At 69.8% G+C, this 13,273-nt stretch carries 12 protein-coding genes; 10 read left to right on the top strand and 2 right to left on the bottom strand.

What is annotated here, in order from left to right; genetic code table 11:
• The first annotated feature begins 8 nt into the window (after nt 1–8).
• The 8 genes from hydA (at nt 9) to Q9R08_RS09585 (ending at nt 9,341) form a co-directional block, all read left to right on the top strand.
• On the top strand, nt 9–1,442 hold the full coding sequence (hydA, locus tag Q9R08_RS09620; protein WP_308867794.1) for a dihydropyrimidinase: 1,434 nt from the start codon (nt 9–11) through the stop codon (nt 1,440–1,442).
• Between the two features lie 30 nt (nt 1,443–1,472).
• Nucleotides 1,473–2,489 carry a TIGR03842 family LLM class F420-dependent oxidoreductase gene (locus Q9R08_RS09615; protein WP_308867793.1) on the top strand — a complete coding sequence of 339 codons (1,017 nt, stop codon included), beginning with the start codon at nt 1,473–1,475 and terminating at the stop codon, nt 2,487–2,489.
• 10 nt (nt 2,490–2,499) lie between these two features.
• The gene (locus tag Q9R08_RS09610; RefSeq protein ID WP_308867792.1) at nt 2,500–3,429 is read left to right on the top strand and encodes an ABC transporter permease; all 930 of its coding nucleotides are present in this window, start codon (nt 2,500–2,502) and stop codon (nt 3,427–3,429) included.
• Complete coding sequence (locus Q9R08_RS09605) at nt 3,426–4,217, top strand: ABC transporter ATP-binding protein (RefSeq protein ID WP_308867791.1); 792 nt, start codon at nt 3,426–3,428, stop codon at nt 4,215–4,217. The genes Q9R08_RS09610 and Q9R08_RS09605 overlap by 4 nt, the downstream gene beginning before the upstream one ends.
• Nucleotides 4,214–5,047, top strand: coding sequence for an ABC transporter permease (locus Q9R08_RS09600; RefSeq protein WP_308867790.1), 834 nt, complete (start codon nt 4,214–4,216; stop codon nt 5,045–5,047). The genes Q9R08_RS09605 and Q9R08_RS09600 overlap by 4 nt, the downstream gene beginning before the upstream one ends.
• A 59-nt stretch (nt 5,048–5,106) precedes the next feature.
• A complete protein-coding gene (locus Q9R08_RS09595; RefSeq protein ID WP_308867789.1) occupies nt 5,107–6,297 on the top strand; it encodes an ABC transporter substrate-binding protein in 1,191 nt (396 codons plus the stop codon).
• 127 nt (nt 6,298–6,424) lie between these two features.
• The gene (locus Q9R08_RS09590) at nt 6,425–7,741 is read left to right on the top strand and encodes an aspartate aminotransferase family protein (RefSeq protein ID WP_308867787.1); all 1,317 of its coding nucleotides are present in this window, start codon (nt 6,425–6,427) and stop codon (nt 7,739–7,741) included.
• Between the two features lie 67 nt (nt 7,742–7,808).
• Nucleotides 7,809–9,341, top strand: a complete 1,533-nt coding sequence (locus Q9R08_RS09585) for a CoA-acylating methylmalonate-semialdehyde dehydrogenase (protein ID WP_308867786.1) — start codon at nt 7,809–7,811, stop codon at nt 9,339–9,341.
• A gap of 44 nt (nt 9,342–9,385) precedes the next feature.
• On the opposite strand, the gene Q9R08_RS09580 is transcribed toward Q9R08_RS09585, so the two are convergent.
• Both Q9R08_RS09580 and Q9R08_RS09575 read right to left on the bottom strand, forming a co-directional pair.
• Nucleotides 9,386–10,366 (bottom strand): diacylglycerol/lipid kinase family protein, encoded by a 981-nt coding sequence (locus Q9R08_RS09580; RefSeq protein ID WP_308867784.1) that lies wholly within the window; start codon nt 10,364–10,366, stop codon nt 9,386–9,388.
• A gap of 22 nt (nt 10,367–10,388) precedes the next feature.
• Nucleotides 10,389–10,859, bottom strand: a complete 471-nt coding sequence (locus Q9R08_RS09575; protein WP_308867783.1) for an Lrp/AsnC family transcriptional regulator — start codon at nt 10,857–10,859, stop codon at nt 10,389–10,391.
• 124 nt (nt 10,860–10,983) lie between these two features.
• On the opposite strand from Q9R08_RS09575, the gene Q9R08_RS09570 reads away from it, so the two are divergent.
• Together Q9R08_RS09570 and Q9R08_RS09565 are read left to right on the top strand one after the other, a co-directional pair.
• The gene (locus Q9R08_RS09570) at nt 10,984–12,432 is read left to right on the top strand and encodes a DUF6421 family protein (RefSeq protein ID WP_308867782.1); all 1,449 of its coding nucleotides are present in this window, start codon (nt 10,984–10,986) and stop codon (nt 12,430–12,432) included.
• Between the two features lie 93 nt (nt 12,433–12,525).
• Nucleotides 12,526–13,239 (top strand): SDR family NAD(P)-dependent oxidoreductase, encoded by a 714-nt coding sequence (locus Q9R08_RS09565; protein WP_308867781.1) that lies wholly within the window; start codon nt 12,526–12,528, stop codon nt 13,237–13,239.
• Nucleotides 13,240–13,273 lie beyond the last annotated feature (34 nt).

The raw sequence follows: 13,273 nt of genomic DNA, 5'->3' as shown, positions 1-13,273 counted from the left end.
GGCAGGACATGGCAACCACACTCATCACCGGCGGGACCGTCGTCTCGGCGACCGGGCGCGGTGAAGCGGACGTGCTCATCGACGGCGAGACCATCGCCGCCGTGCTGGCGCCGGGCTCGCAGCTTCTCGGGACGGATGTCGCGGCATCCGTCGACACCGTCATCGACGCCACCGGCAAGTACGTGATCCCGGGCGGCATCGACGCGCACACGCACATGGAGCTGCCGTTCGGCGGCACCAACGCCTCCGACACGTTCGAGACCGGCACACGGGCGGCCGCCTGGGGCGGCACCACCTCGATCATCGACTTCGCCGTGCAGCGCTATGGCGAGCGCGTGCAGGACGGCCTGGCCGCGTGGCACGAGAAGGCCGCCGGCAACTGCGCGATCGACTACGGCTTCCACCAGATCGTCGGCGGCGTCGACGACGACTCGCTCGCCGCGATGCGCGGGCTCGTCGACGAGGGCATCTCGAGCTTCAAGCTCTTCATGGCCTATCCGGGCGTCTTCTACTCCGACGACGCGCAGGTGCTGAAGGCGATGCAGGTCTCGCAGGAGACCGGCCTGCTCACGATGATGCACGCCGAGAACGGCCCCGCGATCGACGTGCTGGCGGCTCAGCTGGCGGATGCCGGCAAGAAGGCGCCGTACTACCACGGCATCGCCCGCGCCTGGCAGATGGAGGAGGAGGCCACCCACCGGGCCATCATGCTGGCGAACCTGACCGGCGCTCCGCTGTACGTCGTGCACGTGAGCGCCAAGCAGGCGGTAGACCAGCTCGCGTGGGCGCGCGACCAGGGGTGGAACGTGTTCGGCGAGACCTGCCCGCAGTACCTCTACCTGTCGCTCGAGGAGCAGCTCGGCGCCTTCAGCGAGGAGTGGGGGCAGTTCGAGGGTGCCAAGTGGGTGTGCTCCACGCCGCTGCGCAGCAGCAGGGACGGCCACCAGCACCACATGTGGCAGGCGCTGCGCACCAACGACATCCAGATGGTGTCGACCGACCACTGCCCGTTCTGCATGAAGGGGCAGAAGGACCTCGGTCTCGACGACTTCCGCGCGATCCCCAACGGCATCGGGTCGGTCGAGCACCGCATGGACCTCATGTACCAGGGCGTCGTCACCGGCAAGATCACGCTCGAGCGGTGGGTCGAGCTCACCTCGACCACGCCCGCACGCATGTTCGGCCTCTACGGCCGCAAGGGCGTCATCCAGCCCGGCGCCGACGGCGACGTCGTGGTCTACGACCCGAACGGCCACACCCGCATCTCCGCGGCATCCCATCACATGAACATGGACCACTCGGCGTGGGAGGGATTCGAGATCGACGGGCACGTCGACACCGTGATCTCCCGCGGCAAGGTCGTGGTGGACGGGGGGCAGTACCACGGCTCCAAGGGCGACGGCCGCTTCCTCAAGCGCGGCCTCTCGCAGTACCTCATCTGACCGTCCGCGGTCGCTGACCTAGGAGCAACCATGGACTTCGGAGTCGTTCTGCAGACCAATCCGCCCGCTGCGCGTACCGTGCAGCTCGCTCGGCTCGCCGAGGCGCACGGGTTCAGCCACGTGTGGACGTTCGACTCGCACCTGCTGTGGCAGGAGCCGTACGTCATCCACTCCGCGATCCTCGCCGAGACCAACCGCGTCACCGTCGGACCGTTCGTCACCAACCCCGCGACACGCGACTGGACGGTCACGGCGTCCGTCTTCGCCACGCTCAACGAGATGTACGGCAACCGCACGATCTGCGGCATCGGCCGCGGTGACTCGGCCGTGCGCGTCACGAACGGCAAGCCGGTGATGATGGCCGAGCTGCGCGAGTCGATCCACGTGATCCGGGAGCTCGCCAACTCCCGCCCGGTCGAGTACAAGGGCGCGACCCTGCAGTTCCCGTGGAGCCGCGGGTCGCAGCTCGACGTCTGGGTGGCGGCGTACGGCCCGCTGGCGCTGAAGCTCACCGGCGAGGTCGGCGACGGGTTCATCCTGCAGCTCGCGGACGTCGACATCGCCGCCTGGATGATCAAGACGGTGAAGGAGGCCGCGGCCGCCGCCGGGCGCGACCCCGAGTCGCTGGCCTTCTGCGTGGCCGCGCCCATGTACATCGGCGACGACCGGGCGCACATGCGCGACCAGTGCCGGTGGTTCGGCGGGATGGTGGGCAACCACGTCGCCGACATCGTCGCCAAGTACGGCGAGCACGGGGCCGTTCCCGACGCGCTGACCGACTACATCGCCGGCCGCCAGGGCTACGACTACAACACCCACGGCAAGGCCGACAACGACCACGTCGACTTCGTGCCCGACGAGATCGTCGAGCGCTTCTGCATCCTCGGCACCGCCGACGACCACATCGCCAAGCTCGAGCAGCTGCGCGAGCTCGGCGTCACGCAGTTCGCCGGCTACCTGCAGCACGACAACAAGGAGGAGACCCTCCGCGTGTACGGCGAGACCGTGATCCCCGCGCTCCAGACCCACGTCGCCGCGAAGAAGTGAGGACTGCGGCATGAGACCGATCGGCTGGTCGGCGCGGAGGCAGGGCGAGCTGCGCGGCTGGATCGCCGCGGGCTGGGGCGCCCTCGGCGTGCTCGCCGTGCTGGTGCTGTGGGAGCTGTACAAGTTCCTCGGCCCGAGCGACGGATTCGTGATCGGGGCGGTGGCCGGCGAGTCCGGCTCGGGGGTCATGATCCTGCCGCGCACCCACGACCGGGCCATGCCGCACGTGTGGGACATGGTCGCCCGGCTGTTCGCTCCGACCAGCGGCGGCGACACCCCGCCGCTGTGGGTCTCGGTCGCCGGCGCCGCGCTCGTGACGCTCGGCATCGCGGCGGTCGGCTGGCTGATCGGCGTCGCGGTCGGTGCGGTGCTCGGTCTCGTCATGCAGCGCTGGCGCCTGCTGGAGTGGGGCCTGCTCCCCTGGATCGTGGTCAGCCAGATCGTGCCGCTCATCGCCTTCGCCCCGGTCGTCAACGCGATCGGCAACCAGATCGACCGCGGCGGCGGCTCGTGGCCGCAGTGGCTGTCGGTCGCGGTCATCGCCTCGTACCTCGCGTTCTTCCCGGTCGCCGTCGGCGTGCTCCGCGGCCTCGGCTCACCCGACCGCATCCATCTCGATCTGATGAACAGCTACGCCGCCGGCTACTGGCCGACGCTCCTGCGCCTGCGCCTGCCCGCCGCGGTGCCGCACCTGCTGCCCGCTCTCCGGCTCGCCGCCGCGAACGCCGTGCTCGGCGCCGTCGTCGCCGAGGTGTCCATCGGCATGCGCGGCGGGATCGGCCGCATGCTGATCCAGCTCGCCGGCCAGGCCTCGAGCGACCCCGCCGCGCCGTGGGGCCCGACGTTCGGCTCGATCGCCCTCGGCCTGATCGCCGCCGGCTCGGTGGCCCTGATCGGCCTCGGACTCGCCAACTACCGCAGAGGAGAGGCCACCGCATGATGGACCTTGCCGTGCACGCAGCAGGAGTCGGAAAGGTGTTCCCGACGAAGACCGGTGAGGTGGTCGCGCTCACCGAGGTCGACCTCGAGGTCGCCGCCGGCGAGTTCGTGTCACTCATCGGCCCCTCGGGCTGCGGCAAGTCCACGCTGCTGCGCCTGATCGCCGACCTCGATCAGGCCACCAGCGGCACCCTCGAGATCTTCGGCAAGCCTGCCAAGCGCGCCCGCATCGACCAGGACTACGGCATCGCCTTCCAGCAGGCAGGTCTCCTGCCGTGGCGCACGGTGGCCGCCAACATCGGGCTGCCGCTCGAGCTGCACGGCACGAGCAAGGCGGAGCGGTCGACCCGCATCGCAGAACTCGCCGAGCTGGTCGGTCTCTCGGACTTCGTCGACCGCTACCCCGACCAGCTGTCGGGCGGCATGCAGCAGCGCGTCGCCATCGCGCGCGCACTCGCCGCGCAGCCGAGGCTCCTGCTCATGGACGAGCCGTTCGGCGCGCTCGACGAGATGACCCGCGAGCGGCTTCAGTCCGAGCTCACCCGCATCGCCGCCGAGACCTCGGCCGCCGTGGTGTTCGTCACGCACTCCATCCCGGAGGCAGTCTTCCTCTCCGACCGCGTCGTGGTGATGAGCCCGCGCCCCGGCCGCATCACCGACGTCATCGAGACGGGTCTCGGCGAACAGCGCGACGAGGCGCTGCGGGAGTCGGCGGCGTTCTTCGACCGCGTCACCGCCGTCCGCGAGGCCCTGCACGGCTCGCCCGTCGTGAGGGCGGGTGAATCATGACGGATGCCGCCACCACCATGCTGCCCGCCCCGCCGACGGGCCGGGCGCCGGGACCCGGTCCCGGCGAGCGCGAGCTTCCGGGCTGGCTGCGATGGGTGGCGCCCATCGTCGTCGGCATCCTGATCCTCGCAGTCTGGATCTTCTGGGTCGACGTGCTCGGCACCGCGCCGCGAATGCTGCCGAGCCCGATCGCGATCGCCGAGGAGTTCGTCCGCCGGTTCCCGATCATCCTCGACGACATGAAGATCACGGCCACGAACGCGCTGATCGGCCTCGTGGTCGGATCGCTCCTCGCGCTCCTGTTCGCCGGACTCGCCGCCGCGGCCCGACCCGTCGACGGCATGCTCGCCCCGCTGGTGTCGGCGCTCGCGGTCATCCCGATCGTCGCGGTCACGCCGATCCTCAACACCATGTTCGGGGCGTCGAGTCAGTTCGGGCGGCAGGCGGTGGCGACGATCGCGGCCTTCATCCCGGTCTTCGTAAACGTCCTGCGCGGCCTCCGCCAGACCCGGCCCGTGCATCGCGACCTGCTGCGCTCGTCGGCGGCATCCGGCTTCCAGACGTTCCGCGTGCTCACCCTGCCGACCGCACTCCCCTACCTGATGACGGGCCTGCGCATCGCGAGTTCGCTCGCCGTGATCGCGGCGCTGGTCGCCGAGTACTTCGGCGGGCCGGCCGACGGCATCGGCACCGCCATCGCGACCTACGCGAAATCGGGGCGTGCCGCCCTCGCGTGGGCGTACGTGCTCGGCGGCATCATCATCGGCCTCGTGTTCTTCCTCGTGACCACGCTGCTCGAGCGGCTGGCGACGAGGCGGTCGCCGGCCTGACCGGCGGGTCTCGACAGGCTCGACCACCAAGAAAAGACGCACCACACGAAAGGAACGCAATGAGACACAGCAACTCACGCAGCGTAGGTCTCCGACGTGGGCTGGCCGCGGCATCCGTCGCGACCATCGCGGCACTGGCTCTCGCCGCCTGCTCAGGCTCCGGCGACTCCGGCGACAGCGGCGACGACGCGGATTTCGAACCGCTCAGCTCGATCAAGCTGCAGCTGCAGTGGCTGCCGCAGGCGCAGTTCGCCGGCTATTACGTGGCCCAGGAGAAGGGCTACTTCGAGGAGGAGGGCTTCGACGACGTCGAGATCGTGCCCTCGGGCGGCGACATCGTGCCGCAGGACGCCCTCGTCGCCGGCGACGTCGACTTCGCGATCGCCTGGGTTCCCAAGGTGCTGGGCACACTGGAGGCGACCGGCGTCGAGCTCACCGACATCGCGCAGGTATTCCAGAAGTCGGGCACCCTGCAGGTGGCGTGGAAGGGCGACGGCATCACGTCCGTCTCGGACTTCGAAGGCAAGCGCATCGGCTCGTGGGGCTTCGGCAACGAGTGGGAGATCTTCGCGGCGATGGCCGCGGAGGACCTCGACTCCACCTCGGTCTCGATCACGACGCAGGACTTCTCGATGAACGCCCTGCTCGACCGCGATGTCGACGCCGCCCAGGCGATGACGTACAACGAGTGGGCTCAGATCCTCGAGGTGGTGAACCCGGAGACGGGCGAGCTCTACCAGCCCGAGGACTTCGACGTCATCTCGTACGAGGAGACCGAAGGCGCCATGCTGCAGGACGCGATCTGGGCCGATACGCAGCGCCTCGAGGACGACCCGGCGTACGCCGACGCGGCTGTCCGGTTCCTGAAGGCCGTGACGAAGGGCTGGATCTACGCCCGGGACAACCCCGAGGAGGCGGCGACGATCGTCTATGACATCGCGTCCAACGCCGAGGCCGCGTTCCCCGTCGGACCCGTGCACCAGCTCTGGCAGATGAACGAGGTCAACAAGCTGATCTGGACGGGCGCCGACTTCGGACTCGTCGACGAGGCCGCGTGGGACAAGACCGTGGCGGGAGCGCTGTCGGCCAAGAACCAGGACGACCTCGAGCTGATCACCACCGAGCCCGCCGACTCGGCCTACTCGAACGAGTACATCGAGAAGGCGCTCGCCGAGCTGAAGGACGAGGGCGTCGAGGTCGCCGGCGAGTACACGCCGATCGACGTCACCCTCACCGAGGGCGGCCAGTAGCCGACCTGGTCCCTGATCGTGTCGAAGCGCCCCCTTCGACACGTTCAGGGCCGGGATCTCGCTCAGGGACCGGAGCTCCCCGGGCCAGACCCTTGACCCGCCGACGGAGAACGGGAAGCGTGGCCGCATGACCGAAGACCTCGACGCCCTCGCGAAGGACCTCGACCGCGAGCACGTGTTCCACTCCTGGTCGGCGCAGGCCGGGCTCGACCTCCCCGTCATCGCCGGCGGCTCCGGGACGGTGGTGTGGGATCACGCAGGTCGGCGCATGCTCGACTTCTCGAGCCAGCTGGTGAACGTCAACATCGGGCACCAGCACCCCGCCGTCGTCGCGGCCATCCGCGCGCAGGCCGAGGAGCTCGCGACGATCGGCCCCGCCACCGCCAACCTCGCCCGCGGCAGGGCGGCGCAGCGCATCCTCGGCAAGGCGCCCGACGGCTTCGCCAAGGTGTTCTTCACCAACGGCGGCGCCGACGCGATCGAGAACGCGATCCGCATGGCCCGCCTGCACACCGGTCGCGACACCGTCCTGTCGACGTATCGGTCGTACCACGGCAACACCGGGGCGGCGATCGTCGCGACCGGCGACTGGCGACGGATGCCGAACCAGTTCGCCCGCGGCCACGTGCACTTCTTCGGTCCGTATCCGTACCGCTCCGAGTTCTGGGCGACGACGCCCGAGGAGGAGTCCGAGCGGGCGCTGCACCACCTCGAGCGCGTCATCCAGTCGGAGGGCCCCTCGACCATCGCGGCGCTGCTGCTCGAGTCCATCCCGGGCACCGCCGGCATCCTGCTGCCGCCCCCCGGCTACCTCGCCGGGGTGCGGGCGCTGGCCGACAAGTACGACATCGTGCTGATCCTCGACGAGGTCATGGCGGGCTTCGGCCGCAGCGGGCGCTGGTTCGCGTTCCAGGGGTACGACGTCGTGCCCGACCTCATCACGTTCGCGAAGGGCGTGAACTCCGGCTATGTCCCGGTGGGCGGCGTGATCATCTCGGACGCGATCTCGGCGACGTTCGACGACCGCGTCTTCCCCGGCGGTCTCACCTACTCCGGGCACCCGCTGGCGGCGGCATCCATCGTCGCCTCCATCGACGCGATGGAGTCCGAGGGCATCGTCGACAATGCGCGCCGCGTGGGCGACGACGCGATCGGCCCGGGGCTCCGCGACCTCGCCGAGCGGCATCCGCTCATCGGCGAGGTACGGGGCGAAGGCGTCTTCTGGGCGCTGGAACTCGTCTCCGACCGCGAGACGCGCGAGCCGGTGGGCGCCGACGTGATCGGCCGGCTCAAGAAGGAGCTCACCTCGCGCGGCCTGCTGCCGTTCGCCGCCGACAATCGCATCCACGTCGTGCCGCCCTGCGTCGTCACCGACGGGGAGGTGCAGGAGGCGATCGCGATCTACGATGAAGCCCTGACGAGCGTCGAGGAAGACCTCTTCTGACGCGTGCATCCCGCACTGCTGGGCGATCACGAAACGCTCAGGCGGATTCCAAAGGAGGAACACGACAATGACGGACACGATGGAGCACACCGAGACGGTGAATGCCGACACGACTGTCCTGGATCACTGGGTGAACGGCGCCCCCTGGGCGGGGGCATCCGATCGCACCGGACAGGTGTTCAACCCGGCACTCGGCATCGTGCAGAAGCAGGTGCGGTTCGCATCGCGCGCCGACGTGGGCGAAGCGGTCGACGCCGCGTCGGCGGCGTGGGCGCTCTGGCGGGACGCGTCGATCGCGAAGCGCCAGGCGGTGCTGTTCAACTTCCGCGAGCTGCTGAACCAGCGCAAGCAGGAGCTCGCCGAGATCCTCACCGCCGAGCACGGCAAGGTGCTCTCGGACGCACTGGGTGAGATCGCCCGCGGCATGGAGGTCGTCGAGTTCGCGTGCGGCGTCGGGCACCTCACCAAAGGCGCCTACTCCGAGAACGTCTCGACCGGCATCGACGTGTACACCCTCCGCCAGCCGCTGGGCGTCGTCGGCATCATCAGCCCCTTCAACTTCCCGGCGATGGTGCCGCTGTGGTTCTTCTCGGTGGCGCTCGCCGCCGGCAACGCGGTGGTGCTCAAGCCCAGCGAGAAGGACCCGACCGCCGCCAACTGGATGGCCGCGCTGCTGACGGAGGCCGGCCTGCCGGAGGGCGTCTTCAACGTCGTCCACGGCGACAAGGAGGCCGTCGATGCGCTCCTCGAGCACCCCGACGTGCGCGGGATCTCGTTCGTCGGCTCGACGCCCATCGCCAAGTACGTCTACGAGACCGCGACGGCGCACGGCAAGCGCGTGCAGGCGTTCGGCGGTGCGAAGAACCACATGCTGGTGCTGCCGGATGCCGACCTCGACCTCGCCGCTGATGCCGCCGTGAACGCGGGCTTCGGCTCGGCGGGCGAGCGCTGCATGGCGATCTCGGTGGTGCTGGCCGTCGACACGGTGGCCGACGAGTTCGTGGCCAAGGTGTCGGAGCGGATGAAGACGCTGCGCACCGGGGACGGGATGCGCGGGTGCGACATGGGCCCGCTGATCACCGGGCAGCACCGTGACAAGGTCACCTCGTACATCGACGTGGCCGCCTCCGACGGGGCCTCGGTGGTCGTCGACGGTCGCGACGTCGACATCGACGGCGACCCGAACGGATTCTGGCTCGGCCCGACCCTCATCGACAACGTGCCGACGACCTCGTCGGTGTATGCCGACGAGGTGTTCGGACCCGTGCTGTCCGTCGTGCGGGTCGAGGGCTACGAAGACGGCCTCGACATCATCAACTCCAGTCCGTACGGCAACGGCACCGCCATCTTCACCAACGACGGCGGCGCGGCACGCCGCTTCCAGCACGAGGCGACCGTGGGCATGATCGGCATCAACGTGCCCATCCCCGTGCCCGTCGCGTATCACTCGTTCGGAGGCTGGAAGGCGTCGCACTTCGGGGACACGAAGGCGTACGGGCCGCACGCGTTCGAGTTCTTCACCGCCGAGAAGGCCGTCACCTCCCGCTGGCTCGATCCCTCCCACGGCGGGATCAACCTGGGCTTCCCGCAGCACGACTGAGAATCGCGAGAGCGTAGGTCTCCGCACGCGGCGTGTGCGGAGATCTACCTTCTCGTGGTTCCTGAGGGAGCCGCGAAGACCTCCACCGCGCGGGGGATGGCGACGCAGCGCAGCGTGAAGCCGGCGGGCGCCTGCTCTTCGAGCTCGCCGTCGTGGACGAAGACCGACGGATGCCCCTCCTCGAGCCGCACCGTCATCGCGAACTCCGCCACGACGAGGCGCTCGACGTCGGAGCGGGGCGGCATGAGCCGGACGGCTCGCAGCACGGCGGCGGTGCGCCGCCCGAAGGCGAGCGACGCCATCGCGCGCACGCGTGAGCCGCGCGCGTGGTGGATGCGGACGTCGAGCGTCGGCTCGACGAGGGTCTCGCGCTGCATCGTCGCGACGCGCTGGGGATCATTGCGTCCGATGCCGACGAACACCGACCACACACGCGCTCGCCGGCCGTCGCGCACGATCGTCAGCGACTCGGCGGTCCTGAGTGTCCGCCACGCGGCGACGATCCCGCCCAGCCATTTGCCGAGGGACGCCCGGCGCCGATCGCGTTCGTCGATGAGCTCGGGGTACGTGCCCACCGACACCGCGTTGAGCGCCAGGATCGGCTCCCCGTCGTCCGCCCGCGCCTCGATCGCGCTCACCTCGATCGTGGTGCCGCTCTGGAGCGCGTCGATGGCCGTGTCCACGTCGTCGAGCCCCGCCGAGCGCGCGAAGTGGTTGAAGGTGCCGCCTGGCATCACCAGGAGCGGGCGCCCGTGCTCCCGCGCGAGCGCCGCCATGCGCGACACCGAGCCGTCGCCCCCGTAGACGCCGAGGACAGCGGGTGGTTCCTCCGATCGCATCGCACCGGCGATCACCTCGGCGAGGTCCTCGTCGGGGGCGAGCTCGTGGATCGTGGCCTCGGGCAGTCGCGCGGAGAAGGTCGCGGCGGGGTCCGCTCGGACCACGGCGGTGCCGGAGGCGGCGTTGCGCACGATGAAGACTCCCCGGCCGTCGGCGAATGCGGGCAGCTCGGATGACGAGGGCATGCTCCTGAGGCTACCCGCGGAGTCAGGCGGGGAAGACCGGCCTGTTCTCGTAGAACGTCTGCAGCACGACCGTGGTGCGCGTGTTGACAGACGCGGCGGAGCGGATGTCGCGGATGAGCGTCTCCAGGTGCCGCGGCGAGGCGACCCGCACCAGCAGCATGTAGCTCGCGTCGCCGGCGATCGAGTGGCACGCCTCGATCTCGGACAGGTGCTCGAGGAGCTCGGGCGCGTTGTCGGGCTGCCCGGGGTCGAGCGGCGTGATCTCGACGAAGGCGGCGAGCGGCTTGCCGACGGCTTCGGCGTCGACGAGGGCGCGATAGCCCGTGATGACGCCACGAGCCTCGAGCCGGCGCAGCCGTGTCTGCACGGCAGAGACGGAGAGCCCGACGGCCGCGGAGAGCTCGGCCAGCGTCGCACGCGCGTTGCGTGACACCTCGCGCACGATCCCTGCATCGATGTCGTCGTCGAGGCGTCCGGGGCCGTCATCGCTCATGCCCCGAGACTACCAGCGGCGTGCTTCGGCGACAGGAAGTCTTCCTGTCGAAGGTTCATATCACCGGAACATATCCCGTAGACTCGGTGCGAGATCATCCTCGACTCGAAGATCGGAGGTTCACATGTCCATCCACGCCCGCACCACGCAGGTCATCGTCGGCGAACCCGAGGTCGTCGAGGACCCCCGGCGCGCCGAGACCAGCGACGCCTGGCGGCGGCTCAAGGACGCGGCGACCGCGATCCAGGCCCTGCAGGCGCAGGACGGCTCCGTTCCGGATGCCGCCGCGCACGTCGACGCCCGCGCCCACGTCGCCGGGATCGTCGGGGGCATCCGCGCTCTCGCTCCCGCGTTCCCGCATGACGCCGAGTACCTCGCCGCGTCGGTGCGCGACTTCGAGCGCTGGGCGGACGAGGGCTTCGGCATCCCGGACTTCCTGGATTCGCTGCAGGCGTTCCAGCCGCAGCAGGACCGGGCCGACGGCATCCGTCATCTCGTCGTCTTCCCGATGTACACGCAGAACGGCTCGAGCGACCGTCGCGTCGAGGCCGTGCTCGTGGAGGTGATCTGGCCCGAGTTCATCGCGCGGCTCGAGGGCGGCGACTACGGCAACAAGCTGTTCGTGTCGCTGCGGTTCCTCGACTTCACGCCCGGGTACGACACCAACAGCGCCGTGCTCTTCCCCGAGACCGTGGCGATGCGCGAGATTCCGCGATTCACGTGGGGCGCGATCTTCCAGGACCGCGAGGCGGCGCGTTACCGACGCGTCGTGCGCGCCGCCGCTGAGATCACGAAGCTCGACCTGCCGGCGGATGCCGCGCGCATGCTCGACGACCAGGCGCTCACCGAGAAGACGTTCGTGATGTGGGACATCATCCACGACCGCACGCACATGCGGGGGGACCTGCCGTTCGATCCCTTCATGATCAAGCAGCGGATGCCGTACTTCCTGTACTCGCTCGAGGAACTGCGATGCGACCTCACCGCCTTCCGCGAGTGCGTCGCGATCGAGCGCCGGCTGTCGGAGCGGGTCGCCGCTGTCGCGGCCGGTGAACCGGTCGAACCGCTCGACCCCGCCGAGGTCGAGATGCTCGAGCACGCGAAGCTCGTGCAGTACGCCGTGATCTTCGACCGGATCTTCCGCTTCGCGATCACCGGGTCGCGCGTGCGCAACTACGACGGGCTCGGCGGTCAGCTGCTGTTCGCGTGGCTGCACCAGCGCGACGTGCTGCACTGGACCGACACGGCGCTGACGTTCGACTGGGAGAACGTGCCCGCCGCCGTCGTGGCACTCGGCGAGGCGATCGACGAGCTCTACTGGCGCTCGATCGACCGGCCCAAGACCGCGCACTGGCTCGCGGCCTACGACCTCGTGCGGACCACGCTGACGCCCCACCCGGCGTCGCGCTGGGCACGCGGACTCCCCGACGAGATCCTCGCCGGAGCGCCCAAAGGCTACACCGACGCGGTCATGGACGACGAGTTCCCGCTGTCGATGTTCTTCGAGGCGCTCGACAAGAAGATGAAGCCGGTCATCGAGTCGACCGCCGGCATCACCGGCCGCGACTCCTGAGCGCCTGCACCGTTCCCGCTGGGCTTGCACCGGCCTGGCGGGAACGTGGTCGTTCGCCGAGACCGCGGGTTCTCGACGTGGAAGGGTAGGAGCATGAGCGTTGCAGGCAGCCTTGTCATCATCGCCGGTGCGACGAGCGCGTCCGGTCTCGCGGCGACCCGCGAACTGGTGGCAGCGGGGGCGCGGGTCATCGCGGTCGGACGGGATCCCGAGAAGCTGAACGATCTCGTGGACTCCGTCGGAGCGGATGCCGGGGTCGCCGATGTGGGCTCGGCCGGAAGCCTGCGCGCCGAGGTGTGCGACCTGACCGATGAAACGGACGTCGCTGCCCTCGCCGAGCGCGTGCACGCCGCCGACGGCCCCGTCGACGGAGTGCTCCACCTCGTCGGCGGATGGCGCGGCGGCGGCGGCCTCGCAGGCCAGACCGAGGAGGACTACCGCTTCCTCGAGCGCTCCTTCACGGCGCTCCGTCACGTCAGCCGCGCGTTCGACGCCGACCTGCGCGCGTCCTCGTCGGCGCGCACCGCCATCGTCTCGTCGCTCGCCGTCAACCGCCCGCTCGCCGGCGGCGCCAACTACGCCGCCGTCAAGTCCGCGAGCGAGGCCTGGGCGCGAGCCGTCGCACAGGGGTTCGCGAAGGCCGCGAAGGATTCCGGGCAGCCGCTGGCCGCGGCATCCGTCATCTTCCGCACCAAGAGCCTCGACGGTCTCGAGGAGGCGCTCGCGCAGCGTTTCGCGGACCTCTGGGCGACGCCCGCTGCCGAGACGAACGACACGATTGTCGAACTCACCGACCCTTCGCTCTGACGATCCCCGGCGGAGCCGGATCGCAGCGCGAACT

Source organism: Microbacterium psychrotolerans (genome assembly GCF_031085295.1).
GTDB lineage: Bacteria > Actinomycetota > Actinomycetes > Actinomycetales > Microbacteriaceae > Microbacterium > Microbacterium psychrotolerans.
This window is presented reverse-complemented; position numbering and strand designations above follow the sequence as displayed.